The sequence below is a fragment of the Paenibacillus sp. Soil766 genome (assembly GCF_001428105.1).
In the GTDB taxonomy this organism is placed as follows: domain Bacteria; phylum Bacillota; class Bacilli; order Paenibacillales; family NBRC-103111; genus Paenibacillus_E.
Map to the genome: position 1 here is coordinate 1 of NZ_LMSJ01000043.1, position 23,837 is coordinate 23,837.

24 protein-coding genes and 1 pseudogene are annotated in these 23,837 nt (G+C 45.2%); 9 read left to right on the plus strand and 16 right to left on the minus strand.

From position 1 onward, the window contains the following. Nucleotides 1-441: 441 nt before the first annotated feature. Genes ASG89_RS27170 through ASG89_RS27185 form a run of 4 tightly spaced genes read right to left on the minus strand, consistent with a single transcriptional unit; the run spans nt 442 to nt 2,604 of the window. Nucleotides 442-1,128, minus strand: a complete 687-nt coding sequence (locus ASG89_RS27170) for a PspA/IM30 family protein (RefSeq protein ID WP_057314260.1) — start codon at nt 1,126-1,128, stop codon at nt 442-444. Between the two features lie 3 nt (nt 1,129-1,131). Beyond that, the gene (locus tag ASG89_RS27175; RefSeq protein ID WP_057314261.1) at nt 1,132-1,593 is read right to left on the minus strand and encodes a PspC domain-containing protein; all 462 of its coding nucleotides are present in this window, start codon (nt 1,591-1,593) and stop codon (nt 1,132-1,134) included. Continuing rightward, nucleotides 1,562-2,257 carry a PspA/IM30 family protein gene (locus ASG89_RS27180; protein ID WP_057314262.1) on the minus strand — a complete coding sequence of 232 codons (696 nt, stop codon included), beginning with the start codon at nt 2,255-2,257 and terminating at the stop codon, nt 1,562-1,564. Before ASG89_RS27180 ends, ASG89_RS27175 begins: the two co-directional genes overlap by 32 nt. Before the next feature lie 50 nt (nt 2,258-2,307). Then, nucleotides 2,308-2,604, minus strand: coding sequence for a LiaF transmembrane domain-containing protein (locus ASG89_RS27185; RefSeq protein ID WP_057314263.1), 297 nt, complete (start codon nt 2,602-2,604; stop codon nt 2,308-2,310). A gap of 258 nt (nt 2,605-2,862) precedes the next feature. Here ASG89_RS27185 and ASG89_RS27190 point away from each other — a divergent pair, with 258 nt between their 5' ends. Continuing rightward, nucleotides 2,863-3,726, plus strand: a complete 864-nt coding sequence (locus tag ASG89_RS27190; RefSeq protein ID WP_057314265.1) for an alpha/beta hydrolase — start codon at nt 2,863-2,865, stop codon at nt 3,724-3,726. 28 nt (nt 3,727-3,754) lie between these two features. Here the strand turns inward: ASG89_RS27190 and ASG89_RS27195 are convergent, their stop codons facing one another. Further along, nucleotides 3,755-4,459 carry a 3D domain-containing protein gene (locus ASG89_RS27195; RefSeq protein WP_057314268.1) on the minus strand — a complete coding sequence of 235 codons (705 nt, stop codon included), beginning with the start codon at nt 4,457-4,459 and terminating at the stop codon, nt 3,755-3,757. Nucleotides 4,460-4,751: 292 nt separating this feature from the next. Here ASG89_RS27195 and ASG89_RS27200 point away from each other — a divergent pair, with 292 nt between their 5' ends. Both ASG89_RS27200 and ASG89_RS27205 read left to right on the plus strand, forming a co-directional pair. Then, nucleotides 4,752-5,084, plus strand: a complete 333-nt coding sequence (locus tag ASG89_RS27200) for an ArsR/SmtB family transcription factor (RefSeq protein ID WP_057314294.1) — start codon at nt 4,752-4,754, stop codon at nt 5,082-5,084. A 41-nt stretch (nt 5,085-5,125) separates the two neighbouring features. After that, entirely contained in the window at nt 5,126-5,659 is a 534-nt protein-coding gene (locus tag ASG89_RS27205; protein ID WP_235549954.1) for an SRPBCC family protein, read from the plus strand. 56 nt (nt 5,660-5,715) lie between these two features. Here ASG89_RS27205 and ASG89_RS27210 read toward each other — a convergent pair whose 3' ends face one another. The 3 genes from ASG89_RS27210 to ASG89_RS27220 are packed head-to-tail and all read right to left on the minus strand — an operon-like array spanning nt 5,716 to nt 7,660. Continuing rightward, nucleotides 5,716-6,399: a hypothetical protein gene (locus ASG89_RS27210; RefSeq protein ID WP_057314270.1), complete on the minus strand. Its 684-nt coding sequence runs from the start codon at nt 6,397-6,399 to the stop codon at nt 5,716-5,718. After that, the gene (locus ASG89_RS27215; RefSeq protein ID WP_057314272.1) at nt 6,396-7,292 is read right to left on the minus strand and encodes an ABC transporter ATP-binding protein; all 897 of its coding nucleotides are present in this window, start codon (nt 7,290-7,292) and stop codon (nt 6,396-6,398) included. The genes ASG89_RS27210 and ASG89_RS27215 overlap by 4 nt, the downstream gene beginning before the upstream one ends. Continuing rightward, on the minus strand, nt 7,292-7,660 hold the full coding sequence (locus ASG89_RS27220; protein WP_057314274.1) for a GntR family transcriptional regulator: 369 nt from the start codon (nt 7,658-7,660) through the stop codon (nt 7,292-7,294). The genes ASG89_RS27215 and ASG89_RS27220 overlap by 1 nt, the downstream gene beginning before the upstream one ends. Nucleotides 7,661-8,001: 341 nt before the next feature. Between ASG89_RS27220 and ASG89_RS27225 the strand changes: the two genes are divergently transcribed. Next, entirely contained in the window at nt 8,002-8,979 is a 978-nt protein-coding gene (locus ASG89_RS27225; protein ID WP_057314275.1) for a metallophosphoesterase family protein, read from the plus strand. A gap of 354 nt (nt 8,980-9,333) precedes the next feature. Here the strand turns inward: ASG89_RS27225 and ASG89_RS27230 are convergent, their stop codons facing one another. The 3 genes and pseudogenes from ASG89_RS27230 to ASG89_RS27235 form a co-directional block, all read right to left on the minus strand. Then, nucleotides 9,334-10,092: a hypothetical protein gene (locus ASG89_RS27230; RefSeq protein ID WP_057314277.1), complete on the minus strand. Its 759-nt coding sequence runs from the start codon at nt 10,090-10,092 to the stop codon at nt 9,334-9,336. A 10-nt stretch (nt 10,093-10,102) separates the two neighbouring features. Next, a pseudogene (locus ASG89_RS36755) lies at nt 10,103-10,171 on the minus strand (histidine phosphatase family protein); the annotation flags it as partial. A 141-nt stretch (nt 10,172-10,312) separates the two neighbouring features. Continuing rightward, nucleotides 10,313-10,972 (minus strand): zinc dependent phospholipase C family protein, encoded by a 660-nt coding sequence (locus ASG89_RS27235; RefSeq protein ID WP_057314279.1) that lies wholly within the window; start codon nt 10,970-10,972, stop codon nt 10,313-10,315. A gap of 754 nt (nt 10,973-11,726) precedes the next feature. Between ASG89_RS27235 and ASG89_RS27240 the strand changes: the two genes are divergently transcribed. The 5 genes from ASG89_RS27240 to ASG89_RS27260 all read left to right on the plus strand — a co-directional run bounded on the left by ASG89_RS27240 (nt 11,727) and on the right by ASG89_RS27260 (nt 17,411). Then, nucleotides 11,727-12,767 carry a hypothetical protein gene (locus ASG89_RS27240; RefSeq protein ID WP_057314282.1) on the plus strand — a complete coding sequence of 347 codons (1,041 nt, stop codon included), beginning with the start codon at nt 11,727-11,729 and terminating at the stop codon, nt 12,765-12,767. A gap of 340 nt (nt 12,768-13,107) precedes the next feature. Continuing rightward, nucleotides 13,108-14,232: a C39 family peptidase gene (locus tag ASG89_RS27245; protein ID WP_057314284.1), complete on the plus strand. Its 1,125-nt coding sequence runs from the start codon at nt 13,108-13,110 to the stop codon at nt 14,230-14,232. 123 nt (nt 14,233-14,355) lie between these two features. Next, nucleotides 14,356-14,769 carry a hypothetical protein gene (locus tag ASG89_RS27250; protein ID WP_057314286.1) on the plus strand — a complete coding sequence of 138 codons (414 nt, stop codon included), beginning with the start codon at nt 14,356-14,358 and terminating at the stop codon, nt 14,767-14,769. 49 nt (nt 14,770-14,818) lie between these two features. Further along, on the plus strand, nt 14,819-16,447 hold the full coding sequence (locus tag ASG89_RS27255; RefSeq protein WP_057314287.1) for a S8 family peptidase: 1,629 nt from the start codon (nt 14,819-14,821) through the stop codon (nt 16,445-16,447). Nucleotides 16,448-17,048: 601 nt separating this feature from the next. Continuing rightward, nucleotides 17,049-17,411 (plus strand): hypothetical protein, encoded by a 363-nt coding sequence (locus ASG89_RS27260; protein WP_063868184.1) that lies wholly within the window; start codon nt 17,049-17,051, stop codon nt 17,409-17,411. A gap of 54 nt (nt 17,412-17,465) precedes the next feature. Here the strand turns inward: ASG89_RS27260 and ASG89_RS27265 are convergent, their stop codons facing one another. The 5 genes from ASG89_RS27265 to ASG89_RS37960 form a co-directional block, all read right to left on the minus strand. Continuing rightward, entirely contained in the window at nt 17,466-19,643 is a 2,178-nt protein-coding gene (locus tag ASG89_RS27265) for a hypothetical protein (protein ID WP_057314288.1), read from the minus strand. Between the two features lie 19 nt (nt 19,644-19,662). Then, nucleotides 19,663-20,838, minus strand: coding sequence for an ABC transporter permease (locus tag ASG89_RS27270; RefSeq protein ID WP_057314290.1), 1,176 nt, complete (start codon nt 20,836-20,838; stop codon nt 19,663-19,665). Next, entirely contained in the window at nt 20,835-21,560 is a 726-nt protein-coding gene (locus ASG89_RS27275) for an ABC transporter ATP-binding protein (protein ID WP_057314298.1), read from the minus strand. The genes ASG89_RS27270 and ASG89_RS27275 overlap by 4 nt, the downstream gene beginning before the upstream one ends. 34 nt (nt 21,561-21,594) lie before the next feature. After that, the gene (locus ASG89_RS27280; protein WP_057314292.1) at nt 21,595-23,295 is read right to left on the minus strand and encodes an efflux RND transporter periplasmic adaptor subunit; all 1,701 of its coding nucleotides are present in this window, start codon (nt 23,293-23,295) and stop codon (nt 21,595-21,597) included. A gap of 73 nt (nt 23,296-23,368) precedes the next feature. Further along, nucleotides 23,369-23,644, minus strand: a complete 276-nt coding sequence (locus tag ASG89_RS37960; RefSeq protein WP_157276832.1) for a hypothetical protein — start codon at nt 23,642-23,644, stop codon at nt 23,369-23,371. Nucleotides 23,645-23,837 lie beyond the last annotated feature (193 nt).

The window sequence follows — 23,837 nt, forward strand, 5'->3', positions numbered from 1 at the left end:
CTTTTGATTGTAACGTTGGCGGAATTCACTCATCTCGGACACCTCGTAATTTGGATAGGTCTATTATCTAACTCCCCAATTCGTTGTGTCCACTACTAAGTCTAAATTCAAAATGGGCCTTATCAGCCCGCCCCGCTGCACGCGAACGCACAATAGCGCCCATTTAGGGCGCTATTGGCTCAGCTTCGCTGCCTTCGCGGCGGCTTCCGCCGCTTTAAGGCCCAAAACGGGCCTTATCGGCCAGCCCCTCTGCACGCGAACGCACAATAGCGCCCATATAGGGCGCTATTGGCTCAGCTTCGCTGCCTTCGCGGCGGCTTCCGCCGCTTTAAGGCCCAAAATGGGCCTTATCGGCCCGCCCGTATGCACGCGTACGCACAATAGCGCCCATTTAGGGCGCTATTGGCTCATGTGCTTTCCGCACTTCACACCAAGCTGCTACTACTCAGCTGCTTGACCGTTCAATTTCTCTTTGAGCAGGTTCAACTGCTCATCCACTTTAGCTTGCTTCGTAGTGTCGATCGGCGTGTAGCTGCCAACTCCACCTGCAGGGACGTATGGCTTGCGAGCGATCTCAGCTTCAACTTCAAGCTGGATGATCTTCTCTTCCATGCGTTGGAAGCCGCGGGACGCGTTGCCGCTCTCGATCACACCGTTGTAGGATACTTGCGCCATTTGTTTCTTTGCTTTCGCTAATTGAGCGCGGGATACAAGCTCGTTGCGTTTGTTGCGCATTTTGTAGAATTCATCTTTCATCTCGTGCAATTGTTGTGTCAACTCATCTGCATGTGCTTTCGCAGAAGCGTGTAGATCTGTGTACTCAACAATTTTATCCTCGTGGTACAATTTCTCTTCAACAGCCTGGCGAGCAATCGCTTCTTGACCGTTCTTGATCGCCGCGGAAGCTTTCGCTTCGCGGTCAGATGCTAAACGAACGGATTCCTCAAGACGCTGCTTCAGCTTGCGCTCACTTGCGATTTGGCGAGCAACCGTTACTTCAGCTTGAGCAATTTCTTGCTCCATATCGCGAAGGTATTGGTTCAGCATTACGATTGGATCCTCAATTTTATCTAATACCTCGTGAATGGATGCTTTCGTCATATCTTTCATTCTTGTAAATACTCCCATGGTTTACACGTCTCCTTTTTTACTATCCAATGTTTGTTTTTCAAAACGAGCGACTTTGGCTCTTAGTTCATCTACTTCTCTTTGCAAGGCTTTCTTCTCAATGTCTTTCATCATCTCATCGATGTTGTTCGTTGGTTGACTAGCTTCATACGAATTATATTTGCTAGTCGGTTGTGGAACTTGGTGGTGGTTATGGGATTTATGATGATTCCATGCTCCCCCTGAATAGTTCTGACGACCATACGAGCTTGCATAGGGATCAAATGGGGGCTGATCAAACCCAGGTTCCTTCGGAATAACAATCGCCGCTACAAAGTAGACGAAAATGACGGTGCCTCCGGTGAAAAACGTGGTGATCACGACTAGTAAACGTAACAGTGTGACATCTACATTCATGGCTTCTGCAAGTCCCCCGCATAGGCCCGTTAATTTCTTATCTCTTCGTGAGCGGTATAGTTTGTTCATGATCCTGTGTTCCCTCCTGTTTCAGTCTATTGCGAAGTGCTTCCATTTCTGCATCTACAGCTGGGTTACCCCCGCTGTAGTAGCTTCCGCGACCCATCTTCCTAACATCGCGAAGCGTCCTGGCGTGCAGCTCCATATCGGATACGCGCTCTTCCAATCGGCCGAACATCCGCGGTGTCCCATCTTGTGTGACACTGCTGCGTGCATGCATACGCTGCTGCAAGCGAGCGGACTCCATACGAGCCAAGTAGTAGCTTCGTTTGTCTGCGACTTCTTTGTAATCTGCTTTCAGTTGTTGCAGTTCCTCATCAAGCTCAAGGATGGACTGCTTCGCCTGCTCATAAAGATCATGATATTGCACGCTTTTCTCTTCGGCCTGCAATTTCTCTTGCAACACGATGCGTGCCATATGTTCTTCGCCGGCCTTCAAAGCCAGCAGCGCTTGATGCTCGCGCTTTTCTTTCGTTTCAAGTGCGGTTAAATATTGCTGCCGGAGTGATGCTGCGTGACTGACGCATTGCTGATACAGCCTTTCAGACTGCACAAGCTGCTCACGTTGGTTCGCTAAGTACTGGTCGATCAAGCGTACCGGATCTTCTGACTTCTCTAAATGCTCATTCAAAGTTGCCACGGTTATGTCTCTCATCCGCCTAAATAGGCTCATCTTCACTCCACCTTTTTCACACTCTATATTCGATTCGTATCCTACTTACCTTAAGCTGTTCTTCCTTTTAACATAGAAAATCCATATCCGATTAATCCAATCGCAAGTAGGATAATGATCCAACCTGCCAGCTTACTCACTAGAATGATAATCCCGATACCGGCAATCACCCATCCAATTTTCTTATCGTTCTTAATTCCTAGGTAACCCAGTCCAACCATAATGAGGGGAATTACATATCCCATCACGGAGCCTATGAAATCTCCCAAGTGAAAACCTAGCTTATTGAATAATATCAGTGCGCCGAATGCGATTAACAATGCGGCCAACCCTGTGTTTCTTTTCATCGTCTCTTCGTCACCGCCTTTCGCCCTTTGTCGTCGTCTTCTTCATGTCTTTATTCTAGGTAAAATCGCGGCTTTCCAAAACGGACCGTGGACGGTATTTGCTCCTAGACCTAAGTCGGGGTGGGTCTACGACCTGTGATAGACGGGCGTCCCCCCTTGCTAGGCTTGATTAAAATTATCGTGAGTGCGATTCCTACTTTATGGTAAAATCAGGCTTAGCTTGAACCATCTCGCTTATTGCATAAGGAGGATTCTCTTGTGATTGTTTCGGAAAGAACATTTCAGGGAGTTGGCGGTGCTGAACTTTTCTATAGAAGGGCCACTCCGCTCGAGGCACCAGCCAAAGGCGTTATTATCGCTGTCCATGGGCATGGGGACCATAGCGGTGGTTTAGTTAATATGTGTGAAGCGCTCGTTCAGGGAGGTTATCTCGTTTATTCCGCAGATTCGCGTGGACATGGGCATAGCCCTGGGATTCGTGGATTCATTCGTTCATGGGATGAATACTTAGGAGATCTTCATCGATTTAGAGAACTCGTTGTGTCTGAGAATCCGCAGTTGCCTCTCTTTATCATCGGCCATAGTATGGGCGGCGTGATTAGTGCCGACTATGTGCTCAAGCATGCTTCTGGGGTTAGCGGACTCATTTTGATTGCCCCAGCTATTTCGTATGAGATGACAACCTTTGAAAAATGGCTCATTAGACTTTTGGGGAAACTGCGGCCTCAACTCACCATACAAAAATCTGGCAGCGTAGAGGGACTAACACAAGATCCCGACATGATGGCAAAACTGCAATCGGATCCTTTGCGACATAGTACCGTAACGCCAGGCTTAGGACTTGGTTTAAGTCAGGCCATTCCAAGGCTGATGAAGCAAGCACATTCGTTTCAACTCCCCCTCCTTCTGCAATTCGGCAGAGAAGATAAAACGACTCCCCCCGAGAAGCTGGAACAATTCCTGCAAGCCGTGGGTTCACAAGATAAAAAAAGCTATGCTTATAGTACGATGCGTCATCGCCCCTTTGACGATCTAGGTCGTGATCATTTCCTATCTGATTTAATAGGTTGGTTGGAACAGCATACGCCTACCGCTGAACATGCAAAAAAGACCGACGTCTAGGACTGTCGGTCTTTTCTTCGTTAGCTTCTTACACGTTTTCCCTATCTAACACGTACACCTTCACATTCTTTTTCACACCAAACTCCTGGGCCTGGCCCAAATCATTCATGAAGACATCAATTCTAGAGCCGCGAATCGCCGAGCCGATATCTTCCGCTTTACGAATGCCAATGCCTTCAATGAACACCGTTGATCCTAAAGGAATGACGGCTGGATCTACAGCAATCGTGCGCCCCTCTTTAGCTTTGATACCACTATATGTAATGCCGTATGTAGGGTGAGAGGCCTTTTTCCCTGTTGATTCAAAGCCTGCCGTGTACGCGGTTAACGTTGTATTAATTACTTTTTTGATAATTTTCGGCTGTCCCTCGGATGAAGCAGTTGCTACAGCAACAAGAGGGATTGTCAGACTTTGTCCAATCGTCAGTTGGTTCGGATTCGAAATGGAATTGGCAGAAATGAGGTCATCAACGGCGATTTCAAAGCTTTTGGCTATTTGGAACAGGGTATCTCCTCGGCTAACTTTGTACGTTGTCACAGCTTGCTCGACTTCTGCAGCTTGAACTTCAGCTATCGAAGAATCCGAACTTTCATTCGAAGAGGCCTCATAGACAGGTGACATAGACATCTCTTCAAAGCTCGACGGATACGAATAAGCCTTCGATTGCATGAACCACAGACCAAGCAACACAATTAGGGATAAGGTCGATATACATATTTTACGAAACTTCATAGCTATAGCTCCTCCTAAAAAGTTAATAGAGTTATAGCTACTAGACTCGGCTAATAATAAACTTTCTATACATTTCCTATGAAATTAATGATAGATACATAGAAAAAAATACGAGAGCACAATACGGGCTGTCTTGTATTTTTCTTGTATTTTTCTTGTATATTTCTCGTTTATTCTGTTTACGATAGTGAACCTATGGATGATATTTAAAGCCCAGGATGATGAGTCCTGATAAATTTTCGCACTCGAATATACCTTGACAGGAATATTCCATTTGAGTTATATTCAATACATGAATACGATATTCAGTGCCCTTGCCGAACCACATCGCTTACACATGGTTGAGCTTTTGCGAGACGGCCCCTTGACTGTAGGGGAGATCGTCGACCGGCTCGGCCTCAGTCAGCCACAAGTTTCTAAGCATCTGCGTGTACTTAGTGAAGCAGGACTCGTCGAGGTACAGCCAATAGCAAATCGAAGGGTCTATAAACTGCGGCCGCAGTCCCTTCAAGACATTGAAAATTGGCTAGGGTCCTTCCGTCGCCTGTGGGAAACACAGTTTGATCGTATGGACGCTTATTTACAGGCGCTGCAAGCCAAAGAATCGAAGCCGACTGACGAATAGTCGGTCGTGGATAACACATTTTAAACTATGGAGGCTTGGTAATGATGAAACAAAATGCTTTTGAAATGACACAGAACGGTACTGAGGTTCAATTGGAGATTACACGTATCGTGAAAGCACCGCTTGAGCTTGTTTATAGCGTATGGACACAGCCGGAGCATTTGGCAGCATGGTGGGGGCCTACAGGTATGGAACTGACTGTGAAAGCTTTGGACGTTCGTCCAGGGGGCATATTCCATTATGGGATGAAGAGCCCTGAGGGCTTCGAAATGTTCGGAAGATTCTCATACCGCGAAGTAGAAGCTCCTACGAAATTGGTTTATGTCACTTCATTTGCAGATAGCGATGGGAATATCATTCGTGCACCGTTCAGCCCTGTTTTCCCACTAGAAATCATAACTGAATTAACGATGACCGAAGAAGACGGCCATACCATCATCACCATGAAGGGCGGCCCGATCAACGCGACAGAAGAAGAAATTCAATTCTACGCTTCGATGAAAGGCTCCATGGAGCAAGGCTTTGGCGGAACATTCAAGCAATTGGACGATTACCTAGCGAATATTACTGCTTAATATAAATAAGTAAAGAGCCTACAGAAGTGATTCTTCTGAGGCTCTTTTTTGTATTTTTATACAGCCGCTCTGCGCAGCAATCCGTAGGAGATGATCGAATATATGACAACTAATGGGATCAACCACCAGAACAACTCTAGGTAATGATCAGCTATCCAATGGCCGAAATCTGCCCAGAGATCGAAATGCGTCATCACATAGGAAGCAATTGTACCGATCAGCAGCATCGCTGTAAAAAAGACATACATGGAAATGCCGCCCAATCGACGATATAAGCTTGAAATTGCAAATCCAAGGAAAAATGCATGTACCAGTAGAATGACATTAATACCTAGTAGGCTGATGAACGATAGATCGCTAAGAAAGCCTATTTCAAACAGATGTAAATTCACGTTCCATCCATTCGTTGCTTGTTCAATAGCGGACAACACAGTTAGAACAATCCCTGACAGGATATTCACAAGAATAACCGTCAATGCTGTACCAAGGAAGTAATCCTTCCTACGTATACTAAGACCAATTGCGAAGGGGAACGTTTCTTTGATCGTCACGATACCTGCTACAAATGAATAAATGAAGATAGATACAATCGCACCTGTATTGATAACTTCACCGTCATTAAGTGAAAGAGCAATTAACGCATTGATTAAGAAATTGGCCCCTAGGATGGCCCATGGGATCATAAACCACGTGTTCTTATTCCTCAGATGAAGCTTCACAACTTGATTAACTCGATTCATTTGGAATCAGACCCCTTTCCCGTCACTTGCGTGCGTGTCAGATGAACAATGAGCTGCTGAATGGAAACTGGTGTGAATTCGAGTCCTAATTCTTCGGCGTATTTACGATCTTGCAAGGAAAGAGCACCGATGATCGTTGCAGTTGCAGCAGCACCAATCGCGTTTCGCTCCAGTACTTCTTTCCCTCGTGCAAAGGCGTCTACCGCTGATTTCAAGCCAGAAACCATACAGGCTCTGCCGCGAAGCGCATCGGCATCTTCATTGAGAATCAATTTCCCGTTATCGATCACGAGCACATGCTCTAACAAACGGCTCACCTCGTCAATTAGATGCGTAGACAGGATAACTGTGCGCGGGTGCTCCGCGTAGTCTTCCAGCAAGCGATCGTAGAAAAGCACCCGTGCAACTGCATCCAAACCGAGATAGGGCTCATCGAAAATCGTCAGTGGCGCACGGCTTGCGAGTCCCACAACAATCCCTACGGAGGACAGCATGCCTCGGGACAATTTTTTTATTTTCCTTTTGAACGGAAGTCGGAAGTCTTCAATTAATGAGTTGGCATAAGCGTCGTCCCAGTTCGGATACAGGGATTTAGCCACTGCCATCACATCGATAATACGAAATGTGTCCGGATATTTCTGGCTCTCTTTGATAAAACAAATCTGATTCAACACCTTGCTATTCTCAAAAGGCTCCTCGCCAAACACCTTCAGCTCACCGCTAGTCGCAAACTGCTGTGCGGAGATCATATGCATGATGGTTGTTTTGCCTGCACCGTTCCTGCCTAGTAAGCCGTAAATTTTATTCGCTTCAATCTTAAAGGTTACATGATCCACAGCTGTTACCTTGCCATAGGCCTTCGTCAGTCCTTTTACCTCAACAACGTTCGTCATTAGGCTTTCTCCCCTCTCCGCAACATCTCAGTTAATTGCTCTACCGTTATGCCAAGCTTCTCGGCTTCTCTCACCATCGTCACGACATACTGCTCATAAAAGAGTTCTTTCCGCTTCTCCATCAGCTTAGCCCTCGCTCCCTCCGCTACAAACATGCCAATTCCACGCTTCTTGTATAAAATCCCTTGGTCTACCAGCAGGTTAACGCCCTTCGCTGCCGTTGCCGGATTGATCTGATAAAAGGCTGCAAATTGATTCGTAGAAGGAACCTGCGATTCTTCCGGCATGCGTGATTCGATAATATCATCTTCAATCTGCTCTGCGATTTGTACAAAAATCGGGCGGCTATCATCCATCATAAATCCCACAATTCTCACCACCACTTTCGCCACTTCTTTGGTTAGTTACTCATGTAATTAACCATACAACCAAATAAGTTACGTGTCAAGCGAATTACAAAAAATGGGTAGGTAAATAATTGCCTTTTTAGAGGGGAATACCAATATGGCGTGGGGTGGGAGCCGGTCGAGTTACAGATAAAAGGACAGATATGGTTGATTACAGGAAGAGCTGGTTAAAGACATAGAAAAGAAAAAGCGCATTACGACACACTTTATTGGAAGGTAGGGTATCTATGTTTCTATCTATCATACGGAGTAGTTTGGTTGTTTTGTTGGGATTAGCGTTGATTAACCCTGTTGGAGAAAGAATGAAGTCTACTCAGGCTTCACAAGGAGAGACGCAGACTGCTGCTGCGCAGGGAGAGACGCAAAACGTTACTGCACAAGTAGAGCAGAAAACCGCTGCACCGTTGTTTTCCTTCTCGGTGATGAGTGACGTTCATATCATATCGGATGACTCATCTTCCCAGCTGCTTCTGCGGCAAGCGCTCACTGATCACCATGAGCTGCGTCCAGATAGCAAGTTGCTTGTCTTGAACGGTGATCTCACGAATGGCAGTGAGAGCGATTATCGCAGCTTGCTAGGGCTGCTCAGCCGCCAGCCCCATGCCCCTGTGCAAGCGACCATGGGCAACCATGAGTACTACGGCGTGTACCGCTCGCCGGATGGCAAGATGGATTACACGAAGATGAATTCATCGTGGTCGAGTCGTGATGCGGTCGCGTTGTTCGACCGCATGATGGGATATGACAAGCCGTATCACGAGCTTGTCGTGGAGGGGTATCGCTTCCTGTTCCTTAGCGGGGAAGCGTATAGGGACGTGGACGCATCCATCAACGAGGATGCGTATCTCTCTCCCGCTCAGCTTAGCTGGCTGAGCGAGCGGCTCACGGCGGCTAGCTCGGCGGATGCCGGCAAGCCCGTGTTCGTGTTCCTCCACCAGCCGCTGCCGCGGACGCTGGAGGGGACGGATCTGGAGCTGGGCGTCGTCCAGCACAAGGAATTGCGTGCGCTGCTTGACGCGCACCCCAACGTCATTTTGTTCAGTGGGCACACCCACTGGAACGTTGAAACGACCGGCCAAGTGAAGCAGCTGAAGTTTCTTGCCGCTTCCAGCGCCTCCATCCGTGAGGTATGGAGCGCCAAGAACGAGCCCGAGACGCAGGCGCTTAGCCAGAGCCTCGTCGTCGACGTCTACCCTGAACGCGTCGTCATACTGCGCCGCGAGCATACTGAGAAGCGATGGATCGAGCCATCCATCGCGAAGGGGTATGATGTGAAGTAGCGCTGAGGTTTCCTCAGCGTCCTACCGTTAAAAGTTACTCCAACTGCTTAACCCCGAGTGCTGGCGGTGTTTAGTAGCTGTAGTCCGATTTTGCCCATTTAATTCTGAGTATTGGTTGCGTTTGGCTGCTGTAGTCCGATTTTGCCCACTTATTTCCGAGTATAGGTTGCGTTTAGTTGCTATAGTCCGACTTTACCAACTTAAAACGCCCTTAACCAACTTTCTCGGCCGCAATTGGCTAATTAGTTTGGTAAAATCGGACTAAAGTAACTTTTTGTGCCGACTAGGTTCATTTAAGTAGGATTTTCCTGACTATTTCGTCACACGCACAAGTGTAGGATTTTTCAGCAATAGTTATAAATCGCTGGGCTTCACTTGATTTGTACTTTTTAGAATCATTGACTTTTTATTTGGATCATATCTGAAATGATAGACGTTAATGAGATCCTGTCCCGCCCCATAACCGCCAGTCACGATAAATTCTCCGCCAGCAACCTTGAATGGGTGTCGCGGAAGTTGGTTTATAGAAGTCCAATTCACTTCAGGTTTCATCTCAAGCGATATCGGAAAAGCCTTCCCCTTACTCACTCCAAAAAGGTAAGTTTCAAGACCATGACAATCGGTATAACGAGGAACATAAGCAAATATATTCGTATCTTCAAGAGTAAACGGCTGCATGATAACTGGCGAATCATTTTGTTGTACAATTTCTAAGTCAATTGGAAATGTACGAATTGGGGTTGCATTCCCCTCGGATTTGGATTCCCATACCACCTCGTAGTCTCCTGACCAACGGAGGTCAGTCTCCACTCCGAAACAGCTAGGTGCCCCTAATGGGGCAACACCCGCTTTGCTCACAGGTTTGACGAGCAGTCGCCCATCTGAATGCGTACCTATTGCTCGGATGGAGTCATCTTCTTTCGCTAAGTGTGCATCTGTAGCTGACGGAGTTGAAACAGACAATGCGCTTGGAGAATACTCAGATGTTACGGGCATTGGGATATGCGACGATGCAGACGAAAATGCACCATTTTCAAGGTTCGCCTCCTTATCCCCACATCCTGTAAGCATAATGGCGAGCAACACGACCCCCAGTGGGATTACTTTTTGCATATTCATTCACTCCCTTTAAAGTCAATCCAGTTGTTCTTTCGTTCCCTTCCATTTTAGGTGATTCTCCGTGTCTGACCAATATATATTGGTTTTCATAAATCCCCCCCTTTGACTTCTAGTTTGCCACTGACACTTGAATGAAAGGCTGCCTTGCGGCAGCCCTTTTGATATTGAGCTATTATTCCCCAGCGCATAATGTACCTGCTCTCTTTCCAGAAAACTATATACTGAAATTCCATCCAATTCTTTGTATACCTACCTCTTGGATCTTATTCACTGTCCCCTGAACAAAATCATCCACTTCTGCTTCCTTCATATAGACAGGATCATAATCTTCGGGCACCTCCGTATTGCAGTAAAAGTTGGTGATGTTCTGGATTTGCTGAAAGGTTTGTCCTGCTGAAAAGAAAGGCAAGTATTCCGAATAGCCCTGAATATTTCGAAAAACAGTCCAAAAAATATGATTACGGTTTTGCCTCAAATATTTAAAATCCAACCAGTACCAATCCCTCTTAACCAAATGATTGTATTCTGGGGTACCGATTATAGCTTGATGCACTTGTTCATTTTTTTTCACTTGCGTTAACTTTATCCATTCTTCATCTGTAATAAGATGGAGGTAATATCCCAAATAATAGGAGCCTTGGGCTGAAGTCATATCGAGTTTATTTAATTCATATTGTTGAAAAAATAACTCCGATCGGACTTCACGTCCTTCCATAAAGTGGGTAACTTGTTTCGGTGGTGTAAACTTGCCATCCTCGTTGACTAACCCGCAATCTGGGCCGATATTACCAACTAGAAAATCTAATATAGAAACCGGAAGGCCCCTCTTTATCAATTCTTCAGCAATTCTAAAATGAGTAACCCATGTGGCCAATTTTCACTCCCCCTTGTGTATATCAGCAGTCTTACATGTCATTATGTTGCCTAATGACATACACGACATCCCACATTCTATTACAAGCGACAATACAAATAGCTTCATGGGCAACTCCACGCGGCTTTAGCGCCCTTTTGGGGCCTTATTCAGGCAAAAAGCACGATGGTGCCTCGTCCGCCAAGGCTTTAAAGCCCTTTTCGGGCCTTATTCAGGCAAAAAGCACGATGGTGCCTCGTTCGCCAAGGCTTTAAGGCCCTTTTCGGGCCTTATTGTGCCTCACCGCACCCGCGCGCCAAGTCGGTCACGCTTTTGCCTGTGAGCGTCTGGGTGATCTCCGGCACTTAGGCGATCATTTTGGCAATATCCCCCGTGATCCAGTTCACCCCAGACCCGAGCCGTCCCGTGAGATCTCGGTAATCTTATCCACGTTGCTCAGCGGTGCCGCAATTTTCTCCGCAAGCTCCGGCAGGTTGCGGAGAATTTCCACGGTCACAGCCGCCTTTTCCCTCTAAGTATAACCGATCTCGATGTTACATTCCCTCATTTTTCCATTATATATTGCCTATCAGTCCTTCCGGCAGGCCTTTTGAAATTAAACCATTATTCCCCGGAGCATGATGTAACTACTCCCTCCATTCACTAGAACTGAAATACAGAATCTAGTTTCGGAAGAAATTCGACGCCTTCCGCAACAATTTAGCTCTTCACCGAGTCTATATTTACAACATTAGGAAATTGAGGTGAAAACAGTATGCAATTTAAAACACGAATCAGGCATGTCATTGCCCTCGTCTTTGTCATGATGTTGTTCAATCTTAGTAGCACTGTGCAGGCAAATGCTGCGCCACCGCCGCACAAAGAATTTATTCCGCCTAAAATCCCACCGGTCATCACCTTACTCGAGCAGACGCCGCTCTACTCCACAACAGATGACTCGCGCAAACCATTTGCCGCACTCACTCCTCAAGATGTGACTACCGTTGATGCAGAGCAAGCTTGGTACACCAAACAGCGCGGGGAAAAGGTATGGATTAAAATTAACACCACGTGGGCCGGTGATCTCTGGATGCACCTGGATTATGACAGAATTGGCATCGTCAAGCCGCTCGATACGAACATTGCACTGCTCTGGGACTCCTATCTGTATACGCAACCATCTCTATCGACGAGGACGGATGCTGTACTCGCCCCGCAAACGGTTCATGCGAATGCCGTATTTGAATCACCTGCATCGTACTTAACCAACTCCTATCGCATTGAGACTTCGTGGCTAGGAGAGATGTGGGTTGTCTCTCAACCTCAAATGTTACTAGATATGGAGATTGTGAATCAGGAGATGGATCTTCCGACCGAAACCTTGTACATGGAGGACTATGACACGTCGAATCGTCTGCAACGTCCCTCGGAGGTCAAGCTGATTCCTCCGCAGAAAGTATTCGCCTTGGAAAAAACACAGAATGGAGTCTACCATGTTCGGTCTCAGGATGGCGACACTTTTTGGATTCAGCCGGATTTTGCGGAGCCCGTAGGGTCCGAACCAATCAATGAACGGCTCACGCTATTGAAAGACGTCAGGCTCTATCTGTTTCCAACAATGCCTTTCCCAACCTTCGGGGTGCTATCGGCTCAAACCGTAGATGCCTTCGAACGATGGACCGATCCGCAAGGCGAACGGTGGTATCATATTCATACTTGGGCCGGAGATATGTGGGTTCAGCCGGATAAGCCGCTAGTACAACGACATGAAAGGACCTACAATGAAGCCTTGTTAAATCGTTTTTTTGCGACATGAATATCCCTGCAAAATGTGTTGACTTCAAGAAAATTCCTACAAAATAAGCAATGGTAGCATTTATAAAGTCTTATTTACTAGAAATAGATTAAATAAACTTAATTTTTAATTTTTGGAAAAACGAAAACATGGTCCAGCGGAAGATCTGGATTTGGAAGGCATACCAGGTCTAAATTCACTTTATTTTATACAGGCACTTAGAGAATTAATTACATAATATAGAAATTTACACTTTCAATTCCATGGTAAATTATTTACATTATATTGTAAATAATGGTATATTACTAGATAAATGATAGTCTCATTAATTCATTTATACTATTTGAAGGGAAAGTGAAATATGAAAAGGAAATTAGCTTTGCTTGCACTCGCTTCAGTTTTGACACTAGTTACAATACCCACTATTGGAACTGCTTCAACTAGTGAATTGTCCGCTTCTCAATTTGGACAATTAAAGAAGAATGCTCTTACAGCAGCTGAAAAATATGTTGCAACACAGAGTAACTATGGTTCATATAAACCTTGGTCATCAGTTAAAATCTCATACCAGGATCCGTTATTTGACTTTGATGATAATTTGACATCTTTTATTTTTAATATTAAAAACAGTTCGGGTGATGCCGGATATTTAATAGTAAGCGCAGATGAAACTCCAGTTGTACTTGAAGCGGCCCGCGAAGGAAACGGCCCTTACACGCAGAATAGTAAACTGGAGAAGGAAATCTATGTAGGGCCAACTCAGTATTATGTAAAAGCAGATGAATCCACCTATTTTGACATTCGTAAAAAGACGAATGTATCTAAAAGTAGTTTTAAATCGAAGGGTTCATTAAATGGTAAAGTGAAAATTCCGTCCACTCTACTTCAAAATGATACTCAATTATCTTCAGATGTCAGTCAAGGAGCTGTAAGTCCGCAAACAGTGGTTAGCTACAGTTCGAAAACCTTGTCTAACGTACCAGACTTTTCATGGAGAGATGGTTGCAGCCCAACTTCATTTTCGAATATTATTTGGTATTACAGATATTCACAAGGATATACAAACTTACTTGCAAGTACGACAACCTCAACGACTTTAATCGATGTGTTGGCAAGCTCTAGCTATATGAGTACAGACATAGCTAATGGTGGTGGGACTGGTTGGGATAATCGTGTTAACGGGATGAAAAAATTCTGGAGTGATAGAGGTTATACTGTATCAGTAACAAGAAACAGTCCTAGTTTCTCAGCGCACAAAACGGAAATCAATAATAATCGTCCAGACATTATCAATGTTGTAGGGGATGCAACTTATGGCGCTCACGATATGACTGGTGTGGGTTTCGAGGAATATCAAGAATCAACAGAAAATTTTAAATGGTATCAATATGTTATTGTCCGTGATACTTGGGACAGTACACCGACGTCAGTTTATATCTATCTTCCTAATCTCGCATGGAATGAAACTGTAAAAGTACAACCTTAAAAAACTCTCTCATAGATCAATAATGCCCTTGGTTCTCGTAATTATGAAACCAAGGGCATTTAATTCCTAATTGTATTGAGATTGATACGACGAATCAAAGTAAATCAAAAGGGAGCTGGACAAATGAGACATTTATTATTAATTTGTATTTTATCTCTTATGTTTGTATCAGGGTGCGACAACAGTAGTGATAACTTGAACCATCAAAAGGAGGCACCAAAAATAACTGATTCAATCGAAACGATTACTGTCCAGTTTGGTGATGGAAATAACATGACTATTTCTAACAAAGATCAAGTCAAATACATTATCGATCAAATTCGTAGTTATACATTTGAAAGTGTAGATAAGCCTCTGAGTGTCGGGCAACATTTTTTTCTTAAATTAGGCAATCAACAGTACTTAAGCACAGGATATTTAACGTATGATGGAACCTATTACAAAGTAAAAGATACGGATGAACAGAAAGTTCTTCAATTGAATAATTATATAATCAATATTGGAAAAGAGAAATTTCCCAGTTTATTAGGAGGTTAAAAAGCAAGAAAACAGAGCTTAGGGAAATGTCATAATAAAGGATAATAGAATGCTAAAAACAATTTCTATGGTGGTTTTAACTGTTTTCATGCTATTTCAGAACTCTTTTTCACTCTCACCTGATGTTTACAGAGAAATAACAGCTAATAGCTTAATTGAAAATAATGATTTTTTGGAACTGATACATTTACCAAGAGCGATGCAAGGGAATTGCTCAAAGAATATTGTTATTGGAGTAGTTGACTCAGGTTTAAACTACATCCCAAAAGTCTTTAAAGGGTATATCATAAATGATGGGAAAAATATGGTTGAAGATAATAATGACCTGTCTGATAGCTTGGGGCACGGAACAGCAGTTGCCAGTATTATTGCAATGATGCTTAAATATTCGAATAGCCAATGTATTAAAATAATGCCAGTTAAGGTCATCAGTACAACGGGAGGTACACAAGCAGAAACACTAGCAAAAGGTATTGAATACGCTATAGATAAAAAAGTTAATATTATTTTAATGTCATTAGGGTTAGATGATGATTCTATTTTAGTTAGCGTAGCTGTAAAAAAAGCAGAAGAAAATAATATTCTAGTTATAGCTCCAACAGGAAATGAGGGTAAAAATACGATAAAGTTTCCTGCTGCTTATCCAACAGTAGTTGCGGTCGGTGGGATAGATCGCGACGGAAAAGTCAATAATTTATCAAATTTTGGAGAGCAAGTTGATGTAGTTGCCCCCTGGCACGTAGAGGCACTTTGGAATAACCAAATGCTTCAATTAGGGGGGACGTCCTTTGCTGCACCACAGGTTGCGGTTTTAGGCGCAATAATACTGAGTAATAAAATTATACCTCCTGCAAAACTAAGAAATATAATAAAAAGGACATCGCAGAATGAATCTGGTGTTACATGGAGTGAACATTCAGGCTATGGATTAATAAATGTTAAAGACGCTCTAGCCTTGTTACTAAGCGAATCAGAAATTATGGAGTTATATAATACAAAGGAAAAAAGTAGGATTTTACCAATTGGAAAGATGGAAGACGATACAATTACGCTCGGTAGTGAATATTGGTATCTTGTGCGGATAGCATATTCTGGGGAAATAATATTCACTTACGACCAACCTAATCTTAACTTGGAACAATCCTTATTCGACTCGACCGGAAGACTAATTCCTCTTCATGAAAATCATGCTGAAGTACTTGCTGGTGATTATTATTATCTAATAAAAATGTCAGAGTCTGAAACTCATTCCATTGATCAAGTTTCATACTCATTGGTAGCGAATTTTGTTATAGGTAAGGATGCTTATGAGGGGACTGTAGGAAATGATTCTATGGAAAATGCATTCTTCCTTGAAGATGTAAATAATACATACTTAGGGAATTTTAGTAGGACAGATGACCATGATTTTTTTAAAATCAATTTTAAGGTTGATAGTACTGTTAGAATAAATATAAGTGTTAATACGGCAAGGATAGATCCAGCTTGTCTTCTATTCTATAGAGGTAGGGAAGAGGAAATTGACAATGGAAGTGCTGGAGATCCAGAAGAAATTGAACTACAAGTACATTCAGGGGATAATTTGGGTTTTGAATTATATAACAAGTTAAATCTCAGTAGTGCTGCTTCCGGTGAATACAAAATTGAAGTTAAAATATCTCATGAACCTCAAAATTAGAAGATCAAACATTAATTCTAGCGCTTATGTTTTGTTAACGGATCAAATATTGTATGCTGGCAATATCGTAGCGGATGTACCGAACGGATAGAGAACATCTCTCCTGGTGGGAAAGTAACTGATCTATAGTCATCATTTATATAGAATCCTGCCGCGATAACTAGCTCTTAGGTGTTCAATATTGCCCTGCACATATTGTAGGGATATTCTTGTCGCTAATGATGGTATTTTCTTGTCGTTGGACTCCGTTATAAGGGGAAGCCCCGGACAATACGCTTGAATTGCCCATTCCATTTATCGATCGTTCGATCATTACCGATCCGCAACTCTCCAATTATAAGAGATGAATCCTCGGTTGTTTCAAGGCCGAGGATTTTTTACTGCAACAGGTTCTCATTTAAAAACCGATTCTCCCTGACGATTTTTCTTGCTTTTTTCATTGTATCCGCGTGTTTGGGCACTACAGCGACTCGGTCAAGCAACAACATCTACTATCAACAATCTATTAACACATTTTCTCTTACATAGGTAAATCTAGTTAACGGGCATGCCTCCTTCGACATCTACTATAAGCAGATAGAGAGAAGGAGGTGAAACATACATGAAAAACACAAAACGTAGCATCCCTACTCTCAAAGACTCTGGCAAGTTCGGTAAATCGTACACGCGCATTCCCCTGAGCAAAAATTTAAGACCTGCACAAACGCTTAGACGACTTACTATTCTTTGGGTAGATAACACAGGTGTTCCTTTCGTCACTTCAGGCTTTTTCTGTGAGGCTCGTACTTTAAATGGAACCCGCCTTGCAACTGCTCGCTTTGATGCATTTGGGACAGCCGTATTCCGTACAATTGGCACGCCTACTACTCGTACTTTAGTGCTTAGAACATTTGATGCAGACGGCGTCATCTTCCGTACACGTACGGTTCGTTCTGGTATTTCGGCTTTCGTATTTATCGGCTAATTCACGTAAAACAGCCCTCCCCTAGACAACTCCAAGGGTAGGGCTGCTTCTCTTTTACTTAAATTGCTTCAGAAGACGCTTCGCCGTTCCGTTCGGCGTGTTAATGACTTCATACATATTGACGACGATGCCAGTTTCCACTTGCTCGTTTTTCAAGCCAGAAATCGTTACCTTTTGACTACCACTCGTTAATTTGCCCGTACCCATTAGTGAAGCATCTTGGGTGCCTACGATGCGACCAAGAGAATCGACCATTTCGAATTGGATTTTGGAGAAATTGGAATCAATAATGACTTGATCTTCGTGGGTAATATCCATATTCAAACTGAGGACATACGAGTAGTTCCCACCGCTATAGGTCCAAGAAATCGCGCTGCTATTCACTTTAAGCGAGAATGGATAAATCGCAATCGTATCTCCTGCCCCTTCTTCCTGCAAAGCAACCTTGAACGTTCCTGCGGACACGTTGCCTTCAGAGACGGACTTATTATCAAACACATTCAGCGCAAAAGAATCATCCTCTGCCGCTTCTTTATTAGGCAGCAAGTAGGAATAGCTGACTACATAGGAGCTGCCTGGTGTAATTTGCGTGGCCGTCGCGCTTTGGCGAGAGCCCGTAAACGCATTGCCTTTATTATCGATGAGCTCATTCTGCAGCTCAGGCAGCCCGAGCGTGCTCGTACCGTTGTTCGTGATTTTGTATTTGGCAATCGCGGTTTTGTAGCCGAGATCATCATTCTCATGTGCATGAAGCTCAATGAGCGATACATCGAGATTCGGGTTCACAACGCTGCTGCCCAGAGCAAGCTTCGTTCCAAGCTCGTAATCTACCGCAGTGGTGAAGCCGTTTTGGGCTTCGCTCGCACCTTTGAGCAAGAACACAGCCACAGGCTGTTGTCCGGTTGTGCCTGTTGTGCCTGTTGTTCCGGTTGTTCCTGTTGCACCAGTTGTTCCAGTTGTTCCCGTCGTTGTCCCGCTTCCCGACGTGCTTCCTGTACTCGCCGATGCCCTCTGCCACAGCACGAGCTGTGCCGCATTCGGATCGATGCCCGTTGGCAATGTCGCATTGAAGTAATAGGTCGCTGTCTCCTTCGGCGCTATAAAGCCGTTACGCGTACTATTATCTGTCGATGATACAGAGGAGCCCGAGTCACCGAACTGGTAGGAGGCTGCTAGTGTAGGGATCGGTGCGACGACTTCCCCATCATTGCTCAGTTCGACCACAGTCTGAATGTGGACACCATCCGCTTGAATCGAATACGTAGACGAGCTTACTTTCGCTGTCACGTTTTCACCATCTTGCTGCCCCGCATAGCTCTGTTTCACGCCCAAAGCTACTGTATTCAGTGATGAATTCATATTCAAAGTTCCCAATGAAACATCTTCACTTTGATTGAGGTAATAATATTCCAACGTCAGACCGCTTGTTGGCGTGCCTTTGGAAATAAGCGTTTTGAGCGTCAAGGTATCGGACTGATTAGGCAATATAGCGGTATCCGCCCCACTCGTAACAGTTGCTGTGTATTTCATCCCATTGGCATCCACAAGTCTAGCCAGCAAGGTTGCTGGTACCTTCACGCTGGTAGATCCTAAGTTCTTCGCTGCGATTTGCGTGTACATATACCATTTGCCATTCTCTGTCACACGTACGCTCTGGCCCAGCCCAAAAGCAAGGGATGCATCACTCGCGAGTGTACTGTCCAGCGTGCGTAAGCTGATGATTTCCTCTGGCGCTTCCAGCTGCCCTTCTTGGATAACGGAGGCAACCGGCAGCTCGCCGAGATGATTCATAAAATCGGATTTATTGTAATCCCAGCGGAATACATCCACTTTGAGATCAGCGGCATTCTCACCAGCCGGCAAATTCGCATAGAATCGGAAGCTCTCTTCTTGCCCGCCATTCACAATGCCGCTCTTTTTCTCGCTTAAATTGGCCGTGTAGCTATGCCCTGCACCATCCGTCACGCGTACACCATACTTGTTAAAATCAAGCGTCTGATTTTCCCCGTTATGGAATAGGACCGAGAATTGTAAGGATGAAGACGACAGTGCTGCTCTATTTAGCATAAAATAAGAATCCTTCGAGATAAACACGCCCTCTGCTGCGGCGTGTGCGGCCGGAACTGGAGCTGCCCATGAGGCAGCCAGCAAGCTGCCCGTCAGCAGGATAGCTAAACTTGTCTGTTTAAGTACATTTGATTTAAGTCCAATCGATGTGAGTTGACGAATCATGTTACAAACCTCCTGTTGCCTAATCGAAACGCAGAGCGTCGATAGGTTTTAATTTCGATGCTTTATTAGCCGGATACAGGCCGAAAATGACACCAACGAGTGCTGAGAATAAAAACGCGTAAAACCCAACGTTGAGCGATAAGCTCGTCTCTTGACTTGGATTGATATACGGCCAAGCCAGAGATAAGGCGACCCCGACGAGTAAACCGATCAAACCACCCATCCCACTTATCAAGGTAGCTTCGACCAGGAATTGCAGCAAAATATTTCTTCGCTTCGCCCCAATCGACTTCCGAATCCCGATCTCCCGTGTTCGTTCACTCACGGTCACGAGCATAATATTCATAATTCCGATCCCGCCTACAAGCAGGGAGATCGCTGCTACAGCGACTAATTGATTCGTCAATGTGCTGGATGCCGTTTGTCTTGCGCTAATAAGCTCGGATGAGTTCAAAATATTGTAACCCGTCGTGCTTTTAAACTTCTGATAAAAATAAGCTTCCAAGGCTAATTGTGCACGGCTGACGAGATCACCAGAGGATGCTTCCACATAGGCAGTACGGATGTTACCTAGCTTGAAATCCCGACTCATCGTCGGCAGCGGCACGAACACCGAGCTGTCCAAAGAGGTTCCACTCGTATTGGAGCCCTTCGTTTGAAGAACACCGATAATCGTGTACATGTAGCCCTTTACATTAATTTCTTCATCGATCGGATCATCCTTGCCAAAAAACTTCGTAGCCACATCACTCCCGATAACCGCAACGTGATTGCGGAAATCCAGATCTGCCTGAGCAAGGAAACGCCCGCTGGCCATCTTCCCTTTTTGCAACTCCAAATAACGGTCATTCGTTCCGATCACATTGTAGCTCTCCGTTGTGCGGTCGAATTTAATGGAGCTATTCTGCGTCATTGTGGGTGCAATCGACGAGATTCCCGCTGTACCCTCAAGGGTCATGAACTCATCGTAATTCAACTGTGTGGCGCGCCCGTTCCCCATTAGGTTAACCGTTAGAAGATTCGTTCCCAGTCCTTCGTATTGCTTTTCGATAGCTTTGGAAGTTCCTTGTCCGATCGATACTAGCGTGATCACCGAAGCAACCCCGATAATAACACCTAACATGGTCAGGACCGTTCGTAACGGGTTCGAGCGAATCGTGCTCATCGCCATTTGGAAAAGCTCCCAAATTCTCATGAATGCGCCTCCTCTAACTTAGGCACTTCAACCGACCAAGCATCATTGCGCGTATCACTGACGATCTCACCATCTCGCAGCGCCACTACGCGCTTCGCGTTGTCTGCGATGTGATGATCATGGGTGATTAACACAATCGTATTGCCTTGCTGATTTAATTCCTTGATTAATTCGAGTACCTCAATACCCGTCTTCGAATCCAAGGCGCCTGTCGGTTCATCCGCCAGAATGAGCGACGGTGAAATGGCCAACGCTCGCGCAATCGCAACCCGCTGCTGCTGTCCACCCGAAAGCTCACTTGGCTTGTGATGTCCACGCGCGCCCATCCCAAGCTTCTCCAACATACGCTGCGCTTGTTCTCTTCGCTGTTTAGCAGGTATGCCTGCATAAATCATAGGGAGCTCGACGTTTTCCGTCGCTGTCAGCCTTGGCAACAGGTTAAACTGTTGAAAAATAAAACCGATCTTCCGATTGCGCAGCTGAGCAAGTCCGTTGTCTGACATTTTCTCAGTAGCTACGCCATCCAATGTATATGAACCTGACGTCGGGCTATCTAGCAGCCCAATTGTATTCATCAACGTCGATTTCCCCGATCCACTGGGACCAATAATCGCGACAAAATCCCCTTCAGCAATATGTAATGTAATGCCGCGCAAAATCTGCAATTCCTCCGCACCACGGGTGTAACTCTTCGTGATCTCATTTAGCTCAATGATATTCATCCCATTCGCTCCTTTCAGGGGCAAGGCTAGTTCTTTATTGACGCGCTCCGCCGCCACCGCCAGCATTACCGCCACCCTGGAAACCACCGCCGCCAGCTCCAGCTCCACCTGCTCCGCCTTGGAAACCGCCTGCGCCACCTGGGAAGGCACCTCCGCCTGGGAAGCCTTGCTGTTGCTGGTTTGTCGTCGTTGTCGCTCTGCGAACTGGCGTGACGACTTCTTCGCCTTCTTTTACTCCATCAAGCACTTCAACTTGCGTTTTGCTTCGAATACCTACTTTTAACTCCCGCTCTTCCGTTGTACCATCGGCCTTCTTCACCGTAACCGTCGACTTGCCTCTTGTTGTTGTCACCACTTGAATCGGAAGTACAAGAATATCTTTCTTATCTTGGATGAGGATTTCAGCCGTCGCGGTCATCGCATATTTCAAATCGTTCTGTGCTGTATTCGGAATCGCCACAACCGCATCATAGGTAGTCACACCATTCGTCGTTGTACCGACGTTGGATACAGAAGTCACTTCACCTGTAAAGGTTTTGCCTGCAATGGCATCAACTTTGACGTTAACCTTTTGTCCAACCTTCACACTCGTAAGATCAAGCTCATCCACAGCAATTGCGAGCTGCATTGTGCTTAGGCTTGCCACGGCACCGAGTGTCGTGTTCGCATTAATTTGCGCCCCAACCGGGTAATTCCGCAAGACGTTATTTTTACTATTGGCAAAATCCGCCGAGAACACGCCATCAAACGGTGCTTTAATCGTCAATTGATCGACTTTTTGCTGAGCATCGCTGACACGGATTTTCTGACTTTCAATCGCCGATTGTTTGGAGACGATATTCTTTTGGAGGTCGTCGTTAAAAAGGGTCACGATCAGATCGCCTTGTTTAATCGTATCGCCATCTTTGAATTTCAGCGTTTTTACCGTACCGCTTGCTTCGGAGAAAATAGACGCCGTACGCACATAAGCCAGTGCGGCCTGATCGGAGGACGTTACCTTGGTCGTGCCGCTACCGATGCTGCCTTTGACCTTCAAGCCCGCCGAGAGCGTACCGTCATTATCGATGAGTACATCGACCAATACCACTTTATTCCCATTCGCGTCGGCGCTAATTTCGTGACCGATCGTATCGACAGCACCGACCTTCGATAACAAGTAACCATCCACGCTCAGCTCCACGGGGTCACCTTTTTTCAGTTGTACCGCTTCTTGCAGTGAAAATGGCAGTTTTACTTTAAACTGCGTTGTATCTGAAATTGTACCGATCTTTGTCGTTTTACTCACTTGACTGCCGACATCAAAATTAGCATTCAAGGTAATCTTGCCCGACATCGGAGCGGATACGCTCATATTTCCTTGTTCAGACTTCAGCTCCGCTAGATCACTTTCTAGCTGCCCCAAGGTAACTTGGGATTCCTTGAGATTCGTTTCCGTTGACGGGACAGAAAGTTCGACGAGCACATCGCCTTTTTTAACCGCTTGATTCTGGGTTAGATTCATCGTTTTGATGATTCCTTCGATCGGAATCACAATGTTTTGCTTATCCTTAGCGTCCAATTGGGAGGTACCTGATACGGCCATCGAAATGGCACCCTTGGTCACTTTCATTGTCGTTTGTTCTGCTGCCGTTGCAGCTGGCTTCGCATTATTATGTACATAGTAATATGTACCTGCCCCACACAGGATGGCCGCTAGGGCTACAATGAGCCACCTTTTCTTACTGCCTACTTTCATCCGTCATAACCCCTCTCACGGTTTACCTAGACTCCATTGCCTAGGCCTAACATTCTTCACAAGATGTAGTCTACTAGGGGCGACTGAAACCTGTCTGAGTGTAAGCTGAAAGTAAGTTGAACGAAAGCTGAGTGTTTGCTGAAAATGGTGAGGGTTGGCGTACTGCCGCAGCTGCGGCAGATACTGTTGGCAGCCACAGCCTCGAGACGGCTGCCTGTCTGGGACTGCCGATGCGAACACGACTGTTACTGGCGCTGATACTGATACTACTGCTGAAACTGATACTGCTGTTACCGCTGCCGCCAAAATATCCCTGTCCGCGTCCCGACTTCCCAAGACTACCTCTCACCCCCACCCGACCCGATAACTGGAAAAACTCCATCTAATTCTCTGATTTCCCATTAATTTTGGCTATTAAATGGAAAAACTCCATCTATTTATTCGCTTTCTCTTAAGCCCCCTAATTGGATTGGAGTCTTCAATATGCATGAAGTACAATATTGATGAGGGGGAATGAGATGTATGAAAAGCAATATCCTATA

Bases quoted from the DNA above. Each gene is read 5' to 3' on its own strand.
- ASG89_RS27200 (WP_057314294.1), top strand. From the start codon at position 4,752: ATGAATACGATATTCAGTGCCCTTGCCGAACCACATCGCTTACACATG.
- ASG89_RS27250 (WP_057314286.1), top strand. From the start codon at position 14,356: ATGAGACATTTATTATTAATTTGTATTTTATCTCTTATGTTTGTATCA.
- ASG89_RS27205 (WP_235549954.1), top strand. From the start codon at position 5,126: ATGATGAAACAAAATGCTTTTGAAATGACACAGAACGGTACTGAGGTT.
- ASG89_RS27210 (WP_057314270.1), bottom strand. From the start codon at position 6,399: ATGAATCGAGTTAATCAAGTTGTGAAGCTTCATCTGAGGAATAAGAAC.
- ASG89_RS27195 (WP_057314268.1), bottom strand. From the start codon at position 4,459: ATGAAGTTTCGTAAAATATGTATATCGACCTTATCCCTAATTGTGTTG.
- ASG89_RS27270 (WP_057314290.1), bottom strand. From the start codon at position 20,838: ATGAGAATTTGGGAGCTTTTCCAAATGGCGATGAGCACGATTCGCTCG.
- ASG89_RS27265 (WP_057314288.1), bottom strand. From the start codon at position 19,643: ATGATTCGTCAACTCACATCGATTGGACTTAAATCAAATGTACTTAAA.
- ASG89_RS27170 (WP_057314260.1), bottom strand. From the start codon at position 1,128: ATGGGAGTATTTACAAGAATGAAAGATATGACGAAAGCATCCATTCAC.
- ASG89_RS27225 (WP_057314275.1), top strand. From the start codon at position 8,002: ATGAAGTCTACTCAGGCTTCACAAGGAGAGACGCAGACTGCTGCTGCG.
- ASG89_RS27185 (WP_057314263.1), bottom strand. From the start codon at position 2,604: ATGAAAAGAAACACAGGGTTGGCCGCATTGTTAATCGCATTCGGCGCA.
- ASG89_RS27175 (WP_057314261.1), bottom strand. From the start codon at position 1,593: ATGAACAAACTATACCGCTCACGAAGAGATAAGAAATTAACGGGCCTA.
- ASG89_RS27280 (WP_057314292.1), bottom strand. From the start codon at position 23,295: ATGAAAGTAGGCAGTAAGAAAAGGTGGCTCATTGTAGCCCTAGCGGCC.
- ASG89_RS27260 (WP_063868184.1), top strand. From the start codon at position 17,049: ATGAAAAACACAAAACGTAGCATCCCTACTCTCAAAGACTCTGGCAAG.
- ASG89_RS27255 (WP_057314287.1), top strand. From the start codon at position 14,819: ATGCTAAAAACAATTTCTATGGTGGTTTTAACTGTTTTCATGCTATTT.
- ASG89_RS27275 (WP_057314298.1), bottom strand. From the start codon at position 21,560: ATGAATATCATTGAGCTAAATGAGATCACGAAGAGTTACACCCGTGGT.
- ASG89_RS27240 (WP_057314282.1), top strand. From the start codon at position 11,727: ATGCAATTTAAAACACGAATCAGGCATGTCATTGCCCTCGTCTTTGTC.
- ASG89_RS27230 (WP_057314277.1), bottom strand. From the start codon at position 10,092: ATGCAAAAAGTAATCCCACTGGGGGTCGTGTTGCTCGCCATTATGCTT.
- ASG89_RS27180 (WP_057314262.1), bottom strand. From the start codon at position 2,257: ATGAGCCTATTTAGGCGGATGAGAGACATAACCGTGGCAACTTTGAAT.
- ASG89_RS27215 (WP_057314272.1), bottom strand. From the start codon at position 7,292: ATGACGAACGTTGTTGAGGTAAAAGGACTGACGAAGGCCTATGGCAAG.
- ASG89_RS27245 (WP_057314284.1), top strand. From the start codon at position 13,108: ATGAAAAGGAAATTAGCTTTGCTTGCACTCGCTTCAGTTTTGACACTA.